19 protein-coding genes are annotated in these 20,296 nt (G+C 71.8%); 14 read left to right on the top strand and 5 right to left on the bottom strand.

Annotation, left to right across the window (positions count from 1 at the left end):
• Positions 1 to 20: 20 nt before the first annotated feature.
• From WG209_RS21750 to WG209_RS21735, 4 genes are all read left to right on the top strand, one after another.
• On the top strand, positions 21 to 623 hold the full coding sequence (locus WG209_RS21750; protein ID WP_337177199.1) for a hypothetical protein: 603 nt from the start codon (positions 21 to 23) through the stop codon (positions 621 to 623).
• A 283-nt stretch (positions 624 to 906) separates the two neighbouring features.
• On the top strand, positions 907 to 1,158 hold the full coding sequence (locus tag WG209_RS21745) for a hypothetical protein (RefSeq protein WP_337177198.1): 252 nt from the start codon (positions 907 to 909) through the stop codon (positions 1,156 to 1,158).
• A 358-nt stretch (positions 1,159 to 1,516) separates the two neighbouring features.
• On the top strand, positions 1,517 to 2,110 hold the full coding sequence (locus tag WG209_RS21740; RefSeq protein WP_337177197.1) for a sigma-70 family RNA polymerase sigma factor: 594 nt from the start codon (positions 1,517 to 1,519) through the stop codon (positions 2,108 to 2,110).
• A 1-nt stretch (position 2,111) separates the two neighbouring features.
• Positions 2,112 to 4,640, top strand: coding sequence for a protein kinase (locus WG209_RS21735; protein ID WP_337177196.1), 2,529 nt, complete (start codon positions 2,112 to 2,114; stop codon positions 4,638 to 4,640).
• Between the two features lie 12 nt (positions 4,641 to 4,652).
• Here WG209_RS21735 and WG209_RS21730 read toward each other — a convergent pair whose 3' ends face one another.
• A complete protein-coding gene (locus tag WG209_RS21730) occupies positions 4,653 to 5,759 on the bottom strand; it encodes an acyl-CoA dehydrogenase family protein (RefSeq protein ID WP_337177195.1) in 1,107 nt (368 codons plus the stop codon).
• A gap of 63 nt (positions 5,760 to 5,822) precedes the next feature.
• On the opposite strand from WG209_RS21730, the gene WG209_RS21725 reads away from it, so the two are divergent.
• Together WG209_RS21725 and WG209_RS21720 are read left to right on the top strand one after the other, a co-directional pair.
• Positions 5,823 to 6,401 carry an NUDIX hydrolase gene (locus tag WG209_RS21725; RefSeq protein WP_337177194.1) on the top strand — a complete coding sequence of 193 codons (579 nt, stop codon included), beginning with the start codon at positions 5,823 to 5,825 and terminating at the stop codon, positions 6,399 to 6,401.
• A gap of 107 nt (positions 6,402 to 6,508) precedes the next feature.
• Complete coding sequence (locus WG209_RS21720; RefSeq protein ID WP_337177193.1) at positions 6,509 to 7,357, top strand: class I SAM-dependent methyltransferase; 849 nt, start codon at positions 6,509 to 6,511, stop codon at positions 7,355 to 7,357.
• A 60-nt stretch (positions 7,358 to 7,417) separates the two neighbouring features.
• Here WG209_RS21720 and WG209_RS21715 read toward each other — a convergent pair whose 3' ends face one another.
• Positions 7,418 to 7,909, bottom strand: coding sequence for an acetolactate synthase (locus WG209_RS21715; protein WP_337177192.1), 492 nt, complete (start codon positions 7,907 to 7,909; stop codon positions 7,418 to 7,420).
• 138 nt (positions 7,910 to 8,047) lie between these two features.
• Here WG209_RS21715 and WG209_RS21710 point away from each other — a divergent pair, with 138 nt between their 5' ends.
• The 6 genes from WG209_RS21710 (at position 8,048) to WG209_RS21685 (ending at position 14,736) form a co-directional block, all read left to right on the top strand.
• The gene (locus WG209_RS21710; RefSeq protein ID WP_337177191.1) at positions 8,048 to 8,905 is read left to right on the top strand and encodes a CAP domain-containing protein; all 858 of its coding nucleotides are present in this window, start codon (positions 8,048 to 8,050) and stop codon (positions 8,903 to 8,905) included.
• Positions 8,906 to 9,152: 247 nt separating this feature from the next.
• On the top strand, positions 9,153 to 10,502 hold the full coding sequence (locus WG209_RS21705) for a hypothetical protein (protein WP_337177190.1): 1,350 nt from the start codon (positions 9,153 to 9,155) through the stop codon (positions 10,500 to 10,502).
• A 228-nt stretch (positions 10,503 to 10,730) separates the two neighbouring features.
• Positions 10,731 to 11,009 carry an acylphosphatase gene (locus tag WG209_RS21700; RefSeq protein ID WP_337177189.1) on the top strand — a complete coding sequence of 93 codons (279 nt, stop codon included), beginning with the start codon at positions 10,731 to 10,733 and terminating at the stop codon, positions 11,007 to 11,009.
• Positions 11,010 to 11,074: 65 nt separating this feature from the next.
• A complete protein-coding gene (locus WG209_RS21695; protein ID WP_337177188.1) occupies positions 11,075 to 11,887 on the top strand; it encodes an ABC transporter permease subunit in 813 nt (270 codons plus the stop codon).
• Positions 11,888 to 12,035: 148 nt separating this feature from the next.
• A complete protein-coding gene (locus WG209_RS21690) occupies positions 12,036 to 14,009 on the top strand; it encodes an ABC transporter ATP-binding protein (RefSeq protein ID WP_337177187.1) in 1,974 nt (657 codons plus the stop codon).
• 22 nt (positions 14,010 to 14,031) lie between these two features.
• The gene (locus WG209_RS21685) at positions 14,032 to 14,736 is read left to right on the top strand and encodes an SGNH/GDSL hydrolase family protein (RefSeq protein WP_337177186.1); all 705 of its coding nucleotides are present in this window, start codon (positions 14,032 to 14,034) and stop codon (positions 14,734 to 14,736) included.
• Positions 14,737 to 14,767: 31 nt separating this feature from the next.
• On the opposite strand, the gene WG209_RS21680 is transcribed toward WG209_RS21685, so the two are convergent.
• The 3 genes from WG209_RS21680 to kdsB all read right to left on the bottom strand — a co-directional run bounded on the left by WG209_RS21680 (position 14,768) and on the right by kdsB (position 16,967).
• A complete protein-coding gene (locus WG209_RS21680) occupies positions 14,768 to 15,820 on the bottom strand; it encodes a SulP family inorganic anion transporter (protein WP_337177185.1) in 1,053 nt (350 codons plus the stop codon).
• Entirely contained in the window at positions 15,778 to 15,927 is a 150-nt protein-coding gene (locus WG209_RS21675; protein WP_337177184.1) for a hypothetical protein, read from the bottom strand. The genes WG209_RS21680 and WG209_RS21675 overlap by 43 nt, the downstream gene beginning before the upstream one ends.
• Before the next feature lie 269 nt (positions 15,928 to 16,196).
• A complete protein-coding gene (gene kdsB / locus WG209_RS21670) occupies positions 16,197 to 16,967 on the bottom strand; it encodes a 3-deoxy-manno-octulosonate cytidylyltransferase (protein ID WP_337177183.1) in 771 nt (256 codons plus the stop codon).
• 608 nt (positions 16,968 to 17,575) lie between these two features.
• On the opposite strand from kdsB, the gene WG209_RS21665 reads away from it, so the two are divergent.
• Both WG209_RS21665 and WG209_RS21660 read left to right on the top strand, forming a co-directional pair.
• Positions 17,576 to 19,324 (top strand): S8 family serine peptidase, encoded by a 1,749-nt coding sequence (locus WG209_RS21665; RefSeq protein ID WP_337177182.1) that lies wholly within the window; start codon positions 17,576 to 17,578, stop codon positions 19,322 to 19,324.
• Positions 19,325 to 19,437: 113 nt separating this feature from the next.
• On the top strand, positions 19,438 to 20,172 hold the full coding sequence (locus tag WG209_RS21660; protein ID WP_337177181.1) for an SDR family oxidoreductase: 735 nt from the start codon (positions 19,438 to 19,440) through the stop codon (positions 20,170 to 20,172).
• The last annotated feature ends 124 nt before the right edge of the window (positions 20,173 to 20,296 follow it).

Below are 20,296 nucleotides of genomic sequence, written 5' to 3'. Positions count from 1 at the left end.
GCAACCGAGGGTAGAGTCCCGTGTCATTCGTCCTCCAGACCGAGATCGACCACCTGGCCGGCCGGATCGAGCGGGCATTCCTGCGTCGGGGAGCCCGATGGAATTCCTCCTGCTCCACCCCCCGGGTTTGGGCGGCAGCCGCCCGGATCCTCCGCCAGTGCGGGCTCGATGACCCAGCCCTCCCCACCGACCCCGAATTGTACGTGGCCGCCCAGGGTATCGACCCGGAATCCGTCGACCCCTGGACCGACCTGGCCAGCCCGCTGGCCGTGGACCGGTACCGGCGGCGAGTCCGGTCGATCGTCCGCCAGCTCCGGTCGGAACTCTCCAGGGAGATTCGCAAGGCCGAGCGATCCATCGAGGGCGGTCGGCCGGCGGCCGAGGTCCTCGCCGGGCGGGACCCGCGATTCTCGCCCCTGGGACGGTACATCGTGGCCCGGCGGGCGGGCCTGGACGACCTGGCTCAGCGATGGAGCGACGGGGCCCTGATCCAACACCAGGGCTGCCCGCTCTACCGCGAGGCCTGCGTCGGTCTGCTGCCGGACGAGGACTATCCTCGCGAATCCGAGGCCGTCCCCGCCCCGCGCCGCTCGCTCCTGGCGACCGTCGCCTCCTCGAACTAGCAACCCGTCCCGACCCGGCCCGCTCGGCCCATCCGCCCTCCGACCCCGGGTGCCCGCCGGCGGTCCAGCCTGGCGATCCTGACGACTCGTCGGCAAGATCCAGATTTCCCGAAGACGCCGATTACTCCGGTTCGATGATTGATATCGACGCCCGTCGCGCCCGCCCCCTCCCGGGGCCCCCGGCGCGACGGGTCGCGCGGCCCCACCGCGCCCGCTAATCCTCCGTACCCAACCCAACGACAATCCGACCACCCTGAAGGCCCTTCGCCCGAGGAGTCCCTCCATGCGCACGCGCCGAACTTTCCGCCCGTCCCTCGAATCGATGGCCTCCCGGATCGTCCCCAGCGACGCCGTCTATTTCCCCATCAACCCGATGCTGCCGGTGATGATCCCCACCCAGCCCCCCGACACCTACATCAGCCCGACGCTCCCCTATTACATCCGGGTCGAGGATCCGTATCACGAGACGATCGTCGGCCCCGACGACAGCTCCGAACCGCCGCCGCTGGGGACGCCGAGGGATGAAATGGTTTGACGCCGCCTCCCCGCAACCGCCTTCATAAGCACGGCAATCCATCCCCGCACCCGACGGAGGCCGAACCGCCCCGACGCCCAAAACCCTTACCTACAGGGAATCATCGTCGATCTTGGCCCTGGCGACCGGCCGGCGCCCGGACCTGACCGACGGGTCCCCCCTGGTTCGAGACCAGTGTCGCCGCCCGATCGGGCTCGCGCGTCGAATCCGCGACCCCTGGTTCCCCCTGCACGCCGCGACGGGTAGAATGTAGAATAAGGCCAACTGTCCGATCACCCACGGTCGCGACTCCGGCCACCTACACTCTCCGTCGGCGACCGTCGCGATACTTCCTTTATTGAGAAGTCGGGGGCCGTTCATGACGACGTTGTCGAATCGCGGGCTCGGCGACGAACTAGCCAACACGATCAAGGAAGCGCAGGGCGGCAGTCCGGAGGCCTGGGAGCGTCTCTTCCGCGAGTACTATCCCAAGGTTCGTCGCGTCGTGCGCCGGAAGCTGGACCGATCGATGAGGTCGGTCTACGACTCGACCGATTTCGCCAGCGACGTGATGAAGAGCCTGGCGGCCAACCTGAGCCGGCTGGACTTCCCCTCGCCGGAGCACCTGGTGGCCTTCCTGGCGGACGTCGCCGAGAAGAAGGTGATCGACGAGCATCGCCGCCGACACACCCTGAAGCGGGACGTGACGAGGGAGCGGCGGCTGGAAGCGGCGACGGAATCGACCGCGGTGCAGGTGGCGTCGGACGACCCGACGGCCAGCCAGCTCGCGCAGGCCAACGAGGCCGAGCAATTCCTCATGGGCCGCGACGACGAGGTCGAGCGTCGGATCATCGAGATGCGCCGCGAGGGCCACGACAACAACGACATCGCCGATCGGACGGGCTGGAACATCCGCAAGGTCCAGCGCTTCTTGAAGGATCTTCGCGACTCGCTCACCGGCCAGGGTCGATAGCATGCAGGATCTCCCCGAGGAGCCGAGCACCGACGCGCAGGATCTGATCGACCGCGAGGTTGAGCGCTTCGAGCGCCTCGCCGAGGGCCGTCTTGAGGTCGCGCTGCGGCCCTACTGGACGCAGCGCCGGCCCGAGGCGGAGATGGATCTCCTGCAGCGGCTGACCTGCCTCGGCGCGCTGGTCAAGGCCGACCTGCGCCGCCGCTTCGACCTGGGGGAGGCGCCGGCCGTCCACGAATACCTGGACGACTTCCCCGAGCTGCGCGAGGCCGACAGCCGCGTCCTCAGCCTCGTCTACGAGGAGTTCTGCCTGCGCGAGGAGCGCGGCGAGTCGCTCGACGTCGACTCCTTCTGCGACCGTTACCCCGCGTGGAAAGACTCGCTGGCCTCCCAGCTCGGCTACCACAAGCTGCTCAGCCGGGCGGCCGGGTTCGCGCCGCCGAAGCCGACCTTCCCGGAGGTCGGCGACCGATTCGAGGAATTCACGCTGCTGGCCCAGATCGGCAAGGGGGGCTACTCCCGCGTCTTCCTCGCCAGCGACCGCTCGCTCGGCGGCAAGCGGGTGGTGGTGAAGGTCTCGATCGACCGGGGGCAGGAGGCGGAAACCCAGGGGGCGCTCGACCACCCCCACATTGTCCCGGTCAACTCGGTCGTCTACCGGCCCGACCAGGGCCTCCGCGCCCTGTCCATGCCCTTCCGCCCCGGCCTTCCGCTGGACGAGGTGATCCGCCGGGTCCGCCGCGGCGGCGCGGCCCCCACGTCGGCGACGGCCATCTGGGACGCCCTCGTGGCGGGGATCGGCCCGGCCGCCGTCGGCGTCGACGCCGAGGCCCCGCGCGAGGGGCCGGTCGGCGACGGCTGGCGCGGCTTCCCCGCCCGCGGCACCTTCGCCCAGGGCGTGGCCTGGATCGGCATGATCATCGCCCGGGCGCTGGCCTACGCCCACGAACGCCGGACCTACCACCGCGACGTGAAGCCCGGCAACGTCCTGCTGACGATCCGCCACGGGCCGCAGCTCCTGGACTTCAACCTGGCGCAATCCCCGCACGCCCCGCGCGAGGCCCAGTCGGCGATCCAGGGGGGGACGCTCCCCTACATGGCGCCCGAGCAGATCGAGGCGTTCCTCGACCCCAAGCGCTGGGGCGACGTCGGGGCCGCGGCCGACATCTACTCCCTCGGGCTGGTGCTGCGCGAGCTGCTGACCGGCCAGGCGCTCGACGTGCCGGACTCGAAGCTGCCGCCCCCGCGGGCGATGCGCGACCTGCTCGACCGCCGGGCGGTGCTCTCGGTGGAGATCCGCCGACACCTCCGGCAGGCCCCCCACGCCCTGGAGGCGATCGTCCGGAAGTGCCTCGAGCACGACCCGACGGACCGATACCGCGGCGCCGGGGAGTTGGCCGAGGACCTGGAACGGCTGCTCCAGCGCCGACCGACGCTCCACGTCGTCAACCCGTCGCGCGCCGAGCGCCTGCGCGACTGGGCCGCGAGGAACCGCCGGATGATCGTCGCCAACGCCGCGTACCTGAGCGTCCTGGCCGCTCTCGCCCCCCTGGCGGGCCGGCAGGCCGTCCTCGCGCTTCGGCCCGAAGCGCGTGACCGGCCCGAGTTGAAGGCGGCGGCCGAAGCCCTGGACGAGCGGCGCCCGGAGGCCGCGATGGCCCTGCTCACCAAGCTCGCCGAGGAATACCCGGGCTCCCCCGTCCCGCGATTCTACATGGGGCTGGCCCACGTCCTGGCGAACACCCCTTCCCAGGATCCCGGCCGGACGAGCTACCTCGCCGCGCTTGAGGCCCCCCGGGCCGATGACGAGCTGCGGGCGCTGGCCGCGATCCATCCCAGGCTCCCGGAACTCCTGGCGATCGCCGGCGATCGGTGGACGGCGCGGGCGAGCGAAATGATGGCCGAAGCCGATCGGAACGCGGCCCGAGGCGCCCCGGTCGAGCCCGCCGTCCGGGACGCGATCGGCAAGCTCCAGGACCTCGCCGAACACGCCCTGAAGGCGGCCCTGGAACTCGACCCGGAAGACGCGACCCCCCTGCACGGCCTCGCGGCGATCGACGAGTTCCGGGGCGACCACGAAGGGGCGCGGGACAAGCTGACGAGGCTGCTGTCGACGGCCCCCCCGGCGTCGGACCCCTCCGCGTCGTTCCACGCGATGTCGTGGCGGCTCCAGCGAGCCCGCGTCACCGCCCAACTCGCGACCCGAGAGGCGCCGCGCGACCTCCGACGCTCGCTCGCGCTGTGCGACGAGGCCGCGGCCGACCTGGACGCGTGCGCCGGCCGCGTGCCGGCCTTCCTCCAGGCGGTCCACGAATCGATCCGCGCCGAGACCTTCCTCACGCGGGGCGACCTGCGCCGGCGCCTCGGCGACGGCCCCGGCGCGGCGGACGACGCCATCGAGGCCGAGAAAGCCCTGTCCGCCTGGTTCACCAGCATGACGCTCGCCGGGCAGAACCCTCCCCCCAAGCAGAGGAAGCACTACGAGGATCGCTTGATCGCGCTCCGCGAGGGTCCGACGAGCGTGGACTGAGCCGGATCGGGCTCACGCCGGGCAGAGCCCGGCCAGGTCGCGGATGGCCGCCTGGGCGATCGGCGAGGGGCACGACCAGACGAGGAAGAAGAGCGCCTGCCGCGCCCATCGCTGGGCGGGATCGGAGCGGAGGAAACCCCGGCCTCGTCGCGCGGTGAGGTAGGACTGCGTGGCCCGCAGCGCCATGGCGTTCGCCTGGGCGCGGAGCGATCCGGCCGCCGCGGCGTCCCCCTCGCCCCGGGCGCAAGCGATCAGGGTCGACCACGCCGCGCCCCAGGTCTCGCGCATCAGGTCGACCGGCTCGACGAGGTCGACGCGGTCGGCCGTCGCGGCGAGCAGCCCGCCGAGCGCCGCCGCCGCCTGGCCGAGCGCCAGGGCCGACGTCTCCAGCCCCGCCGTCCCCACGGCCCCCGGCTGGGCGCCGATCTCGTCCGACGGCCCCATCAGCACGTCGTCGGCGTCGATCTCCACCCCCTTCACCACGACCTCGGCCGTGCGCGACGCCTGGAGCGCCGCGAGGTCGAACGCGGGGAGGACGGAGAGCCCCGGTCGGTCGCTCGCCAGCGCGATGAGCATCTGCCGGCCGTCGTCCAGGAGCGCGCCGGTGACGAAGACGTCGGCGTTCTCGGCACCCGTCACCCAGGGCATCGCGCCATCCAGGCGATAGCGCCCGGGGCCGATCTCCGCGGCCGTAAGCGCCTTCGCGCCCAGACGCCGCGACGTGGTGAGCTGCGAGATCCCCACCGTCGCCATCGCCTCGCCCCGCGCGATCGCGCCGAGCCATTGGGCCGCGCGGGGGCTCTCCGCGACGGCCGTCAGCCGGCGGACGGCGGCGTCGTGTTGCGAGAGGATGAACGCGGCCGTCAGGCTGGCCTCGGCGAGGCGCGCGTAACGCTGGACGAGCAGCGGTCGCGCGAGCCCCTCGCCCCCCCGCTCCGCCGGGACGGACCAGCGGAGGACGCCCGCGTCGACCAGCGGACGCCAGAGGGCGTCGGGCCAGCCGCCGTCCAGGTCGGCCGGGCCGTCGGCGTCGCGAAGGGCGTCGGTCAACGCGACGATCCGCGCCTCCTCGGGGTCCGGTTCGGTCCAGAAGCCGTGATGCACCATCTCGTCGCCCATGCTAACCTCGACTCTCTTTAGCCGCCGCGTCTCCCCGCCCATCGTCGCACAAGGCCGCGAACCATGTCAGCCCCGTACTGCTACGAGCACCCGCGACCCGCCGTCACGACGGATCTGATCGCGTTCGCCTGGATCGACTCGGCCCTGCGCGTGCTCCTGGTCCGCCGCAAGCACGACCCGTTCGAAGGCCGATGGGCCCTCCCCGGCGGCTTCCTCGACATCGACGAGGAACCCGAGGCCGGCGGGCGGCGCGAGCTTCAAGAGGAGACCGGGCTGACGGTGGCGGGCGGGATCGAGCCGCTCGGTTTCTTCGCGAAGGTGGGCCGCGACCCGCGCGGGAGGACCGTCACGCTGGCTTACGCGACGATCCTGCCGGCCGGGTCGCACCCGATCCAGGGGGGCGACGACGCCGCCGAGGCCGCCTGGGTCCCCCTCGAAGGGGCGACGGGGCTGGCCTTCGACCACGACGAGGTCCTGGCCGTCGCGACCGCCTGGCTGCGTAAGCGGATCGCCGCGAAGACCCCGGACGCCCTGGCGATCCTGCCCCGCCCCGTCGAGCGATCGACCGTCTTCGCCCTGTTCCGCGCCGTCGGCCTCCCCCCGCGAGGCGTGCCGCCGTGGCTGCTGGCCGTCGGGGGGTGAGCCCCGGTTCGACTTGCCCAAGGGTGCCCGGCGCGATAGATTCCCCCGGCTTCTCGGGCGACTCAGGGACGACGCCCGACGCGACGCGAGACGGAAGGGACGCCCGGATGAGCATGATCGGATCGACGCCCAGGCGCACTCGGGCCGCGCGGGCCGGATGGCCCGTCCCCGCCGACCACCGCGCCGAGGCCGCCCTGATCCGCGAACTCTGGGCGCGCCAGCGCGAGGCCGACGGCTCGATGGACGACGACGAGCGTCGTTACCTCGACGCCCACCTCGCCTCCCCCCTGACGCTCCGCCGTCGCCTCGCCATGGTCGACTGGCTCGCCGCCGGCATCCGCCCCGGCGACCGCGTCCTCGAATGGGGATGCCGCCACGGCGTCGACTCGTGCGTCTACCGCCGCCGCTTCGGCCCGTCGCTCGACCTCCACGGCTGCGACTTCGTCGCGGCCGACGACTACCGGCCGTTCTTCGAGTACAGCGGCCTGAAGTACGCCCAGCTCACCGATCACATCCGGCTGGACTATCCCGACGCCTGCTTCGACGTGGTCACTAGCAACGGCGTCTGGGAGCACGTCTGGAAGGAGGAGGAGTCGTTGCGCGAGGTCTTCCGCGTCCTGCGCCCCGGCGGCTCCTTCCTCGTCGCCTGCCTCCCCAACCGCTACAGCTATACCGAGGCCGTCCAGCGCAAGCTGGGGCACTCGGCCCACGATCGCCTCTACACGATCGCCTCGGCCAGGGCCCTGCTGGACGCCGCCGGCTTCGAACTCCTGACGTGGGAGCGCCGGCTCCTCGTCCCGACGATGCTCAACGGCTTCCCGAGGCCGCTCAAGGCCGCCTACGGGCGGTGCCATGGCCTCGTCTGGGCGCTCAACGGCGTCCTCGAACGGACCTGGCCCCTCGGCCTCCTCGCCAGCAACCTCAACATCGTCGCCCGCCGCCCCGCCGAGGGTTGAGCCGACGACGAGCGGACCCGCTTCCCCTCCGCCCTGCCCTGGAGGCGGAGCGACGCGAGGTCATCCCGTCAAATCGGCCTCGCAGAGGATCTCGAAGCCCATCTCGTGCAGGGACCGGCTGGCCTGCTCGATGTTGTCGACGTGCATGGCGACGGCGGGGCGGCCGTGCGGCTGGACGATGAGCGGGTAGGCATAGTGGATGTTGATCTCGGCGCGGAGCAGGCCGAGGCACATGTCGCCCAGCGGAGAGGTCGAGACCGGGAGTTCCACGGCCAGCAGCTCGTTCTCGGCGAAGGCGTGGCGGTTCCGGGCCAGGATCTCGCGGCCTTGCTCGGGGTGGCTGAGGATCAGCCTGACGATGGAGCAGTCGGCCGAGTCGGAGATGGTCAGCCCGACGATCTTGACCTTGCTCCCCTGGAAGTAGCGGACGACCTCCTGGAGGCGCCCGACGCGGTTTTCCAGGAAGATGGAGAACTGGGTGACGCTCGGCCAGTCTCGGCCGTGCAGGGTCTCGACGTCGATCTCGGAGCCGCCGTCCTCGCCCATGCTCATGAAAGTCCGCCCCTGCGTAACAGCCGAGACCAGGAAATCGCCCGACCGGCGACCCCCACAAAATAATGGGCGCCATCCTTGCTGGTCAATCCAAACTCGCGCGGGTCGCCCGCGACCGGAGGAACCACGAGGCCCCCCATGATCCCCCTTCGCCGATTCGGACTGGCGTGGTCGTGCTCGCTCCTCGTCGCGCTCCCCTCCCCGGCCGGCGAGCCCCCCGACGCCACGCTCGGCGGACTCCTCGCCGCCCATAACAAGGAGCGCGAAGCCGAGAAGCTCCCCCCGCTGACCCTCGACGAGAAGCTGACCGAGGCCGCCCGACTCCACGCCGAGGACATGGCCAGGCGCGAGGAGATGACCCACGAGGGGGCCGACGGCTCCGACGCTGCGGAGCGCGTCAAGCGCGCGGGCTATCGCTTCGTGACGACCGCCGAGAACGTCGCGCGCGGCCAGGGCGACGCGGCCGAGGTCGTCCGGGCGTGGATGGAGAGCGAGGGACACCGGGCCAACATCCTCGGCGACTTCTCCCAGATGGGGGGGGCGAAGGCCGAGTCGGAAGACGGCGAGCCCTACTGGTGCGTCGTGTTCGGGACGCCGCGCGTCCCCCTCGATCCCGACGCCGCCGAGAAGGAGGTCGTCGAAGGGATCGACGCGGTTCGCAAGGAGGCCGGCAAGGAGGCGATGGAGGTCGACCCCAAGCTCGCGAGGGCCGCCCGAGCGATCGCCGCGGAGATGGCCCAGAGGTTGGACAAGCCCGAGGAGGAGCGCAAGCCCCCCGACGTGGCCGCCGCGCTCAAGAAGGTCGGCGCGACCTTCCGGGGCGTGGCCGTGCTCGTCGGCGGCGGGAACCCGACGGCCGAGGACTTCGTGAAATCGCTGTCGGACAACGAGGATCGCAAGGCGACGCTGCTGGAGGACCATGACGCCGTGGGGATCGGTTACGCCACCGACGCCGAGGCCCAGCCCGTCTGGTGCGTCCTGTTGGTGCGAAGGTGAGGCGGGAAGTCGGGCCTCGCGGCGATTTCGCGCGAAGGTCTCGGGCCGGGCTGCCGAAGAATCTGACGTGACGAGTACGAATAGCCGCGCGCCGGGGGGCGTCCCTACTCCAGGGGCGTCGCGAACGCGCGACGCGCGAAGCTCGGTCGACGGATTCCGGTCTCACGACGACGCACGGGGCGGGTTGCGACGCGGGGCGCCCCGCCTCGCCCGCGGCCCCGTCCATAGAATAAAGGTGACTACCCCCATGCCGTGGCGACGCCTCCACCCGGTCCGGGCCCTCTCGGCCGCGGGACTGGTCAGCAGCCTGATGTTCCTGAGCGGCCCGGCCGCGGCCGGCCGTCACCTCGACGACGAGCCCTCCACCCTCCCGGCCTCGGCGACCACCACCGAGACCGTCGACGTCCTGAAGGCGGCCGAGGCCGGCGACCTGAAGGTCTCGGCGCGGGGCCAGGGGCAGGACAAGGTCCGGCTCAGCATCGAGAACGTCTCCGACAAGCGCCTGAACGTGATCATCCCGCCGGGGCTGGTGGCCGCCAGCGCCCTGGGCCAGGGGGGCCGCGGCTTCCAGAGCATGGGCCTGGGGGCGATCACCAACCGTCCCGGCAGCTTCGGCCGGTTCGGGGGCTCGGCCGCCCCCGGCTTCCGCTCGATGCCCGTCACGGGGTCGGACTTCCCCGCCCTGACCGTCCCCGCCGGCGAGACCGTGGACGTCTCCGTCCCCGGCGTCTGCCTGAACTACGGCGTGGCCACCCCCGGCCCGCGCGACGTCTTCACCCTGATGGACGTCGACCAGTACACCGAGGACGCCCGCATCCGCAAGGCCCTGCGCAGCCTGGCCATGCTGGGGACGAGCCAGGGGGTCGCCCAGGCGGCCATGTGGCGGATCTGCGACGGCGTCTCCTTCGAGGAGCTGGCCTCGCGCGACGGCAAGCTGCTGAACGACCGCGAGCTGGCCCTGGCCGCCCGGTTCGTCGACGCCGTCGACTCCACCGGATCCGACGAGCTGGTCAGCCCCTCCATGATGGCCGAGGGCCGCGTCCTCGTCAGCGTCCAGGCCGAGGGCCAGGCCGCCCGCGCCGAGGCCGAGCGCCTGGTCGGCAAGCTCGACGGGCTCCGCCTGTTCGGCCTGCCGATCCAGGTCGTCGAGGCGGACGAGACCCCCGCCGCCGTCGCCCCCGCCCTGCTCGTCAAGCTCGCCCTGGGCGAGACCCGCGAAGGCGAGGCCGTCGGCCGGATGCAGGTCGGCGCGACGCTGGCCGGCGACCAGTGGAGCCCGCTCGGCAAGGCGACCTTCCGCGACCGCTCGTCCCTGGCCGTCCTCGACGCCCAGAGCCTCGTCGGCCTGATGGAGCACGAGCTGGCGACGACCTTCATCACCGTGAAGGCCGCCAAGCGGACCACGACCAGCACCACCCTGCGGGTCGACAACCGCCTGCCGTTCACCGTCGCCGGCCTGAGCCTCCGCGCCGGCGCCTCCCCCGGCTCGCCCATCGTCCCGTTCGACGCCGTCGGCATCGGCCCGGCCCGCTCCGCCATGCTGCCGATCCAGGCCGCCCAGGCCGAGGTGGTCGGCGTCGAGCTGAACGGCCTGTAAGCCGATCCGCCCCGCTACGAAGCCCGCGTCGAGGGCGGCGGCCGCAACGGCCCGCCGCCCTCGTCATTTCGAACGATCCCCCGAACCGACGGCGGCCGGCCGACGTAGCACCGACGGCCTCCTTGCCACCCCTCGTCGGGAACGGCTACGATGGGTGGGAAGGGGAATCCTCTAGCGGCGCGAGGCGACGTCCGCTCGCGCGGCCCCCGGGGGCTCGCACGGCGGGACATGGCGATCGAACGACGGCGGATCATCTTCTCGGGGCGGGTCCAGGGCGTCGGCTTCCGCGCGACGACCTCGTGGGTCGCCTGCGGCTTCGACGTCGCCGGCCACGTCCGCAACCTGCCGGACGGGACCGTCGAAATCGTCGCCGAGGCGGAACCCGGCGAGATCGACCGCTTCGTCGAGGCCGTCCGAGAGCGCATGTCCGACTTCGTCCGGGGCGTCGACTCCGCGCCCCTGGCGCCCGGCGGCCCTCCGCTGTCCGGCTTCCGCGTCCGGGCCTGAGCCGACCCCCTCACGACCGCTCGAACGACCTTATTCTTCCGATCCTTCCTCCGAATCCGAGCACCATGAAATCTTTCACGATCGCCCTCGCGACGGCCAAGGAAACGATCCGCCAGCCGTCCTTCTTCGTGATCGCCTTCTTCGCCGCGGCGCTCCTGGTCGGCACGATCTTCGTGCCGTACTTCACGTTCGGCGAAGACATCAAGATGTACAAGGACACCGGGCTGACGACGATCTCGTTCTTCAGCATGCTGCTGGCGCTCCTGACGTCCAGCTCGACGGTCGCGGAGGAGATCGAGGGGAAGACGGCCATCACGCTGCTCTCCAAGCCGATCAACCGCCGGCAGTTCATCGTCGGCAAGCTGATGGGGATCCTGATGGGCGTCGTGCTGCTCTACCTGATCCTGGGCAGCCTGTTCGCCGCCGGCGTCTGGTACAAGATCCCGTATGACCTGCGCGAGTCGGCCGGGACGCTGGAGAGCGGCATGCGCGCCGGGCAGGTCCTCCAGGTGCTCCCCGGCCTGGCGCTGGGCTTCCTGGAGGTCGCGATCATGACGTCGATCAGCGTGGCCCTGTCCACCCGGCTGCCGATGCTGGTCAACCTGATCGTCTGCATCATGATCTTCTTCCTGGGGCACCTCAGCCCGGTGCTGGTGGACGCCACGCGGGAGACCCAGCAGCTGATCCACTTCATGGCGCAGCTCTTCGCCTGGGTCCTGCCGCCGCTGGAGCTGTTCAACGCCGGGCCGTCGATCGCCACCGGCGCGGTGATCCCGTGGGTCGGCTACGTTCTGCCCGCCTTGGGCTGCTGCGTGTTGTACAGTGGAGCGGCCCTCTTCTTCGCGTTCCTCCTTTTCGAGGACCGCGACCTGGCCTGATCCGGCCCGACCGAGTCGAGGCGGCCGACGCCTTCGCCATCGGGCGGGGACGTCGGCCGTCGTGTCCCGTCCAGCCCCGGGACGGCCGCGTCGAGAGGGGGCGCCGACGCGACATCCGGCCCTGGACCCCTTGGCGGGGAGCCCCTGCATGCAAGCCGAAGCCTATCTCCGCGCGAGGAACCTCCTCGCCGGCCGCCGCTCGCCCCTGGTCGCCCGGATCCTGGGCGCGGTCGAGGCCCTCCTGGCCCTCGGCCTCCTGCTCCTGGCCGCCTTGTTCACCGGGCTGATGGCCAACCGCGGCGAGATCAGCATCGCGGAACGGGCGACGGGCAACCTCCCCGCCTGGTCTGTCGGCCGTCAGATCGGCAAGACGGGCGACTTCATCGTCTACGAGAATTCGGGCGTCTTCCCGCTGATCGGGTCCAACCTGAACAGCCCCAACCCCGTCCACAAGTTCGGCGCGCGGGCGCTGAACGCCCTGACCGCCGTCCTGCCCACGCTGCGGAACAACGTCGGGGCGCTCACGACCCTGCTGGCGCTCGGCCTGGCGCTGTCGCTGCTGCTGTCGCTCTCGGCCCGGCTGAGGCGCGCGGCGGTCGCCGCGGCGGCGACCGACCTGGCCAGCAACCTGCGCAACCAGATCCATCGCCAGATGTACCGGCTGGGGCAGTCGTCGCTGCCCACCGAGGGGATCGGCCCGGTGGTCAACATCTGGACGCGCGAGGTCAACGACATCCGCGACGCGCTCGCCGCCGACTTCGAGGCCAACCCCGGGATGATCGTCCTGGCCGTCGGCCTCGCGGCGCTGGCCCTCTCGGCCTCCCCCACGCTGACCCTGTTCCTGGCCTCGCTGGGGATGCTGGTCTACCTCGTCTCGCGGGCGATGAACCGCGAGGCCCGCGCCGCCCACGACGCCGCCCTGCGCGACGCCTCGCTCCACCTCTGCCTCCTGCACGAGGACCTGGGCCAGCTCCGGACCGTGCGGACCTACGGCGTGGAGGAGTTCGACCGCCGCCGCTTCGACGAGCATCTCGAGCGCTACCAGGAGGCCGACGTCCGCCGGATGGTGGCCCATGGGAGCCTGACCGACTCCCCCGCCCTCCTCTACGGCGCCGCGGCGGCCACGGCGCTGGGGCTGCTCGGCTATAACGTCGTGGTGAAGGACCGGATCTCGATCGCGACGATGCTGATCCTCGTCGCGTCGCTCGCCGGGCTCGCCTTCCCGCTGCTGCGCTGGTCCCGGATGCGCCAGGCGATCCGCCACGCGAACCGCTCGGCCACGGAGATCTTCGAGTTCCTCGCCCGCTCGCCCGAGCTGCACCAGAACGTCGGCGCCGAGTTCCTCCCGCCGATGCGCGACCGGATCGTTCTGGAGGACGTCACGCTGGAGAGCCGCTCCGGCCGGCTCCTGCTCGACCGGGTCTCGCTGGCGATCCCCGCCGGCGGCCGCACGGCGCTGGTGGGGCTGGACGAGGACTCCAAGCTGGCCCTCGCCTGCCTCATCCCCCGGCTCATCGACCCCCAGGCCGGCCGGGTCCTGATCGACGGCCGCGACCTCCGCGAGATGACGCTGGAGTCCGTCCGCGCCCAGTCCGCCACCGTCCTCCAGGCGGATCTCGTCTTCACCGACTCGATCATGAACAACATCGGCCTGGGCGACCCCCGCTACACGCTCCCCCGGGTGATCGAGGCGGCCAAGGTGGCCCACGCCCACCACTTCATCCAGGACCTCCCCCACGGCTACGACACCGTGGTCGGCCCCATCGGCCAGTACCTCCGCCCCGACGAGCAGTTCCGCGTCGCGCTGGCCCGAGCCTACCTGCACGACCCCTCGATCCTGATCATCGAGGAGCTGCCCACCCCCGTCGACGACGAGGTGAAGCTGCTCCTCGACGACACGCTCTCGCGGCTGGCGGCCGGGCGAACGGTCATCCTGATCCCCCACCGGCTCTCCACGATCCGGTCGGTGGACAACGTCGTCCTGCTCCACAACGGCCGGCTGGAAGGCTCCGCCACCCCCTCTCGGCTCCAGGCCGAGAGCAAGCTGTTCCGCCACATCCTCTACACCGAGTTCAACGAGTACGCCACCGGCGAGATCGAGGCCGGCCAGGTCGCCGGCTGAGTCACGACAAGCGAGGCGCGTCATGGGCGGTCGACGGTTCTTGCTCGCGGCGATGGCCGCGGTTGGCCTGGTCGGGGCGGCGGACGCGGAGGGCCCCGGGCTCTCCGACGTCCGCAAGATCCTGTTCCTGGGCAACAGCATCACCCGCCACGGCCCCAACGCCGACCTCGACTGGCACGGCGACTGGGGCATGGCGGCGTCCGCCCCCGAGAACGACTACGCCCACCTGGTCGCCTCGGCCGTGGCCGAACGCTCGGGACGCGAGCCAGGGATCCTCGTTCGCAACATCGCCGACTTCGAACGCGGTTACGCCGACTACGACGTCGACGAGAAGCTCAAGGATATGTTCGCGTTCGAAGCCGACCTCGTCGTCCTGGCGATCGGCGAGAACGTGCCGGACCTCGCCTCCCCCGAGGACGGCGCGAGGTTCCAGGCCGGGGTCGCGAGGATCCTGGCGGGCGTCCGCTCGGGCGACAGGCGGCCCACCGTGGTCGTCCGGAGCTGCTTCTGGCCGGTCGAGGCCAAGGACGACCGCCTCCGGGCCGCGGCGAAGGACGCCGGCGCGATCTTCGTCGACATCGGCGACATCGGCCGCGACCCCGCCAACGCCGCCCGCTCCGAACGCCCCTTCAAGCACGAAGGCGTCGCCGGCCACCCCGGCGACCGCGGCATGAAGGCCATCGCCGACGCGATCATGGGCGCCCTGGAGGGCGTCGAGACGCCCTGAATCGCCGCGGCGAAGGCGGAGGTTCCCCGGGTCAGTGGGACATGGCCCGCTCCAGGGCGTCGGGCTTGTCGTGGATGGCGAGCCGGTCGATCAGCGTCGCGCTGGCATCATTGAGGCCGACCAACTCGACCGCGGTCCCGGTCTTGCGGAACTTCAGGACGATCTTGTCGAGCGCCGCGATGGCCGACAGATCCCAGAAGTGAGCGTGCCTGAAGTCGACGACGACCTCGTCGAGGTCTTCCTTCAGGTCGAACGCCTTGGCGAAGGCGTCGCTCGACGCGAAGAATATCTGCCCGCTCACGCGGTAGACGCGGCGACGCCCGGCGTCGTCGAGTTCCGACGCGACGCGGACCAGGCGCTCGACCTTCATCGCGAAGAAGACCGTGCTCAGGAGGACGCCGACCAGGACGCCCTGGGCCAGGTCGTGGGTCGTCACGACCACGGCGACCGTCGCGACCATCACGACGCTCGAACTCCTGGGATGGGTCACGAGGGTCCGGAGCGACGCCCAGTTGAAGGTGCCGATCGAGATAATGGTCATGACCGCCACCAGGGCGGCCATCGGGATCCTCCGCACCCAGTCGCCGAGCACGAGGATCAAGAACAGCAGGAAGATCCCGGCGAACAGGGTCGACAGCCGGCCCCTCCCCCCCGACTTCACGTTGATGACCGACTGGCCGATCATCGCGCAGCCCGCCATCCCGCCGAACAGCCCGGCCACGACGTTCCCCAGGCCCTGGCCGGTGCATTCGCGATTCTTGTCGCTGGACGTGTCGGTCATGTCGTCCACGATCGTCGCGGTCATCATGGACTCCAGCAGGCCGACGACGGCGAGGGTCGCGGCATACGGCAAGATGATGCGCAGCGTCTCCAGGGTGAGCGGCACGTCGGGAAGCAGGAAGCGCGGCAACTCGGACGGCAGCCGGCCCATGTCGCCGACGGTGCGCAGTTCGAGCCCGAAGAACGTCGAGAACGCGGTGAGCCCGAGGATGCGGACCAACGGCGACGGCGCAGGCGTGGTCAGGCGCGGCAGCGGGTCGATCACGGCCAGGCCGCGGCCACCATCGGGTAGACCCGCCAGCACCGCCCGACCAGCTCGGGGAGCTGGGCCATGAAGATGAGGATCGCCAGCGAGTTGACGAACCCGGTGATCACCGACCGCGAGACGAAGGGGAGTCGAACGATCGTCATGGCGGCGAAGGGCGCGAGGGCTCCTCGGAAAGGAGGCGCAAGGGCCTCGAAGGGGCCGGAATCGGCCCAGGGCCGGCTCAGGGGGGAGTGGGGCGGGAGGCGTGAAGCGGGATCGTCATCGTGGCGTGCGTCGCTCGTGGGCGGAGAGGCCTCGCGAATTCGAGTCGCGACTATAGACGAAGCGTCTCGCCGCCTTCAATACAAGTTGTCGGGCGTCGCGGGATTCGCCAGGCTCGCGGTCGCGAGCCCGGCCCGGACCCGGTCGTCCACTACCCAGGGTTCCGCGCCCGCCAGCGTTCGACGAAGCGACGGTAATCCTCGGGGGTGTCGACGCCGATCGCCGGCTCGTCGACGAGGCCGATGGCGATGGGGAAGCCGGCCTCCAGGACGCGGAGTTGCTCCAGCTTCTCGGCGGCCTCCAGCGGCGAGCGCGGGAGCGAGCCGACGGAGAGGAGGAAGTCGCGGCGGTAGGCGTAGAGGCCCAGGTGCAGGAGCGCCGCGGGGGCGGTCGGGTCGGAGAAGTCGGGCGCGGCGTCGCGATGGTGCGGGATGGGGGAGCGCGAGAAGTACAGGGCCCTGCCCCGCGCGGCGACCACCTTCACGCACGACGGGTCGCGGTAGACGGCCTCGTCGCGGATCGGCGTCGCGAGCGTGGCCATCGGCGCGTCGGGGTCTTCAATTAGAAGGGTGATCAGGCGATCGATCGTCGATCCTTCGATCTCGGGCTCGTCCCCCTGGACGTTGACGATGATGCCGGCCTCGGGGATCGTCGCGACGACCTCGGCCACGCGGTCGGTGCCCGTGGGGTGGTCGGCGCGGGTCATGGCGACCTCGCCGCCGAAGCCGGTCACGGCGTCGGCGATGCGTCGGTCGTCCGTGGCGACGATCACGCGTCGCAGCGTTTTCGCGCGTCGCGCGGCCTCCACGACGTGCTGGATGAGGGTCTTCCCGGTGTCGGACAAGAGGGGTTTGCCGGGGAGGCGGGTGGAAGCGAACCGCGCCGGGATCACCGCGATATTTTCCATTTTTCCTGCGGACATCGGTTCGCCTCGATTCCGATACCAGAATCACCGCCGAGGACGCCAGTCTTCGGTGGGCCTCCCCGAGGCGACCTCAATCTAGTGCGGCCCCCCGAGGGACGCAAGCCGGATCGAGGGCCGCGGGGAGGGGGCGGGCGGAGGCGGTCGGCAGCGAAGCCGGCCGGGTCGGCCCGCCGCCCGGCGCCATAGGAGGGCGTCGGCGGGGGGGCCCGGGATGGGCCGCCTTGGAACGGCCGGGTCGTACGGGATGCGACCGGCCGCGTGTCAGGACGACGAAGCCGAATCGACGGCCCCGCGCGGAGCCGAGGGAGTCCACGGACTCCCGGCGTTCCGCCAGGCCGGTCGTCGATTCTCCGCGCTCGGGCTGAAGGGCCCGGGCCGGCCGGGGACGCCGAGGCGTCGCCGCCGCCCGAAGCCTTTTCTCGTGCCGAACAACCTTGTCACTCGCCCCGAGGGGCCGCGTCCGGGAGGAATCCCGGGGGGGCTCCCCGGGCCCGGGGCCCCGGACGACGCGGGCCCCGGCGCCCGCCACGGAAGGGGGGCGATCACAACCGAAACGCGGGGCGGCTTCGCCAATGGCATGGCGGCCGTCTGGGGAGAATCGTTCCATGGCATGGACCCTGAAAGGCAACGACGACCGAGGCGCTCGACGCAAGCACCGCCCGGCGGTCGAGCAACTCGACGTCCGTCGGCTGCTCTCGACCGGGCTCGGGTCGGCCTCAGCCGATCACGCCGCCCGCCGCGCCGAGGCCGCCCATCGGCATCGGCAGGCCGTCGAGCAGGCCCCGGCCGCCCCGCGGGCCCATGCGGCGACCGCCCTCCAGCAGGCCCGCGCCGCCCGCGCCGGGGCCGCGGCCGGGGCGGGAGCGGGGGTCGGACCTCGCGCCCACCTCCGCCGCGGCCCCATCGCGGAGCCCGTCGGCTCGATCGCCGTCGGCGCGCCCACGGCCTTCGACCCCATCATCAAGTCGGCCCTGGCGCGGTCGACGCACAACGTCGACGGCACCGGCCTGACGGTCGCCGTGATCGACACGGGCGTGAACTACAACAGCTCCGCCCTCGGCGGCGGCTACGGGCCGAACTCCCGCGTGGTCGCCGGCTACGACTTCGGCGACGGCGACACCGACCCGATCGCCTCCTCCTCGCAGCACGGCACGGCGGTCGCCGGCCTGATCGCCGGCAACGACCCCAACCACCTGGGCGTCGCCCCCGGGGCCGACATCGTGGCCCTGAAGGTCACCAACGGCTCCAACACGGCCGACACCAACAACATCGCCAACGCCCTCCAGTGGGTCGTCGACCACCACGCCGAGCACAACATCAGCGTGGTCAACATCTCGCTCTCCAACGGCAAGAACTACGCCCGCAACTGGTTCGCCGAGGACCGCGGCGTCGGCCAGCGGATGACCGAGCTGGTCCAGAAGCTCCGCGACCTGGACATCGCCGTCGTCGCCGCGACCGGCAACAGCTTCAAGGGCAACCAGGGCGAGGGCTTCACCGCGGTCCTCGACGGCGTCATCAGCGTGACCGGGACCGACGCCTCCGACAAGCTCCTCCCCAACGCCCAGCGCCTGGGGACGGCCATCGGCGGCTCGACGGCCACCGACCTCGCCGCGCCGGCCGCCGGGATCGGCGCCCTGGTCGACGGCTCCAACTACGGGAACGTCGAGGGGACCAGCTTCGCCGCCCCGCTCGTCTCTGGCTCCATCGTCCTGCTCCAGTCGATCCACAAGCAGCGGTTCGGGACGCTCCCGAAGGTCGACGACGTGGTCCGCTGGCTGAAGGACGGGGCGACCGCGATCCACGACGACGTGACCGGCATCGACCTCGGCCGGCTCGACGTCCTGAAGTCGGCCTCGCTGATCCCCGGCGCCCCGACCCCCGCCCCCGCCCCGCCGAAGCCGGTCGTCACCCCGCCCACCCGGCCGGTCGTCACCCCGCCGAAGCCGGTCGTCCCGCCGGCCCCCGCCCCGCCGGTCGTCGTGGTCCCGCCGGCCCAGCAGGTGCTGATCCCGCCGACCCCGGCCCCGACGCCCACGCCGACGCCGGCCCCGGCCCCCACGCCGACCCCGACCCCGCCGGTCGACTACACGCCCGTCACGCCGACCATCCCGCCCGCGCCCGTCACCCCCCCGGCCCCCGTCGAGACCCCGGCGGAGCCGACGCCGACCACCCTGGACGTGCCGGTCTTCATCAACGGGACGACGGTGCAGGATCTGTCGAGCGAGGCCGTCGACCAGGCCGCCTCGTCGACCAAGCTGGCGAAGTCTGACGCCGGCCAGCTCCTGCGTGCGATGAGCAAGTGGGCCAGCGGGTCGAAGTCGGTCCGCGCCTGGAACGCCTCGACGACGCACTGAGCCCGGCGTTCGCGCCGGCATCCGGTCCGCGATACAATCCGGGTCGATCTCGAAGGCCCCGCGCCGGCATCCGAGCGCGGGGCCTTCCGCATTCTTGAGGAGACGAGGCAGCCATGGGTCGGAAGCCGGAGACGGCGGTGGTGACGGGGGCCGGGAGCGGGATCGGGCGGGGCGTCGCCCAGGTGCTCGCCGGCATGGGCCTGCGCGTGGCCCTGATGGGGCGCGGGCGCGAGAAGCTGGAGGAGACGAAGTCCCTCCTCGGCGACGCCGCCGACCGCGCCCTCGTCGCGCCTTGCGACGTGACCGACGGCGAGGCGGTCCGCGCGGCGGCCGCGGCCATCGAGGCCGAGTTCGGCTCGATCGACGTGCTGGTCTCGAACGCCGGGACGAACGTGCGCAACCGCGCCCTCGACGTCCTGACGCCCGAGGACTGGGATCTGATGCTCCGGACCAACCTGACCGGGCCCTTCAACCTGGTGAAGGCGATCCTCCCCGGGATGCGGGCGCGCAAGGACGGGCTGGTGATCCAGGTCTGCTCGCTCTCCGGCTATCGCGCCAGCACACTGGGGGGCGCGGGCTACTCGGCCTCCAAGTTCGGCCAGGCCGCGCTCGGCCTATGCGTGGGCCGCGAGGCCCGCGAGGATGGGATCCGGTCGACCGTGATCTACCCCGGCGAGGTCAACACGCCGATCCTCGAAGCGCGACTTGTCCCGGTCCCCGCCGAGCGCAAGCTCGCGATGCTCCAGCCCGAGGACGTCGCCGCGGCGGTGAAGTTCCTCGTCGAGCTGAACCCCCGCGCCCGCGTCCCGGAACTCGTCCTCACGCCGACGGTCGACGACTTCTGCTGAGTCGGGTCGGCGGAGGTTCGGAGAAAGAACGCAGCACCCATAGTCCCCTCTCCCCCCGGGAGAGGGTGGCCCGAAGGGCCGGGGGGGGGGCGGGGGGGGGGGGGGGGGGGGGGGGGGGGGGGGG

The sequence above is a fragment of the Paludisphaera sp. genome, assembly GCF_037189885.1.
Taxonomy (GTDB): Bacteria; Planctomycetota; Planctomycetia; order Isosphaerales; family Isosphaeraceae; genus Paludisphaera.
The sequence above is the reverse complement of the archived record's forward strand: the minus strand, read 5'-3'. Positions and strand labels throughout refer to the sequence as shown.

What these genes read in the sequence shown, in the direction of transcription:
- WG209_RS21745 (WP_337177198.1), top strand. Translation starts at nt 907, where the DNA reads ATGCGCACGCGCCGAACTTTCCGCCCGTCCCTCGAATCGATGGCCTCC.
- WG209_RS21740 (WP_337177197.1), top strand. Translation starts at nt 1,517, where the DNA reads ATGACGACGTTGTCGAATCGCGGGCTCGGCGACGAACTAGCCAACACG.
- WG209_RS21735 (WP_337177196.1), top strand. Translation starts at nt 2,112, where the DNA reads ATGCAGGATCTCCCCGAGGAGCCGAGCACCGACGCGCAGGATCTGATC.
- WG209_RS21730 (WP_337177195.1), bottom strand. Translation starts at nt 5,759, where the DNA reads ATGGGCGACGAGATGGTGCATCACGGCTTCTGGACCGAACCGGACCCC.
- WG209_RS21725 (WP_337177194.1), top strand. Translation starts at nt 5,823, where the DNA reads ATGTCAGCCCCGTACTGCTACGAGCACCCGCGACCCGCCGTCACGACG.
- WG209_RS21720 (WP_337177193.1), top strand. Translation starts at nt 6,509, where the DNA reads ATGAGCATGATCGGATCGACGCCCAGGCGCACTCGGGCCGCGCGGGCC.
- WG209_RS21715 (WP_337177192.1), bottom strand. Translation starts at nt 7,909, where the DNA reads ATGAGCATGGGCGAGGACGGCGGCTCCGAGATCGACGTCGAGACCCTG.
- WG209_RS21710 (WP_337177191.1), top strand. Translation starts at nt 8,048, where the DNA reads ATGATCCCCCTTCGCCGATTCGGACTGGCGTGGTCGTGCTCGCTCCTC.
- WG209_RS21705 (WP_337177190.1), top strand. Translation starts at nt 9,153, where the DNA reads ATGCCGTGGCGACGCCTCCACCCGGTCCGGGCCCTCTCGGCCGCGGGA.
- WG209_RS21700 (WP_337177189.1), top strand. Translation starts at nt 10,731, where the DNA reads ATGGCGATCGAACGACGGCGGATCATCTTCTCGGGGCGGGTCCAGGGC.
- WG209_RS21695 (WP_337177188.1), top strand. Translation starts at nt 11,075, where the DNA reads ATGAAATCTTTCACGATCGCCCTCGCGACGGCCAAGGAAACGATCCGC.
- WG209_RS21690 (WP_337177187.1), top strand. Translation starts at nt 12,036, where the DNA reads ATGCAAGCCGAAGCCTATCTCCGCGCGAGGAACCTCCTCGCCGGCCGC.
- WG209_RS21685 (WP_337177186.1), top strand. Translation starts at nt 14,032, where the DNA reads ATGGGCGGTCGACGGTTCTTGCTCGCGGCGATGGCCGCGGTTGGCCTG.
- WG209_RS21675 (WP_337177184.1), bottom strand. Translation starts at nt 15,927, where the DNA reads ATGACGATCGTTCGACTCCCCTTCGTCTCGCGGTCGGTGATCACCGGG.
- kdsB (WP_337177183.1), bottom strand. Translation starts at nt 16,967, where the DNA reads ATGTCCGCAGGAAAAATGGAAAATATCGCGGTGATCCCGGCGCGGTTC.
- WG209_RS21665 (WP_337177182.1), top strand. Translation starts at nt 17,576, where the DNA reads ATGGCATGGACCCTGAAAGGCAACGACGACCGAGGCGCTCGACGCAAG.
- WG209_RS21660 (WP_337177181.1), top strand. Translation starts at nt 19,438, where the DNA reads ATGGGTCGGAAGCCGGAGACGGCGGTGGTGACGGGGGCCGGGAGCGGG.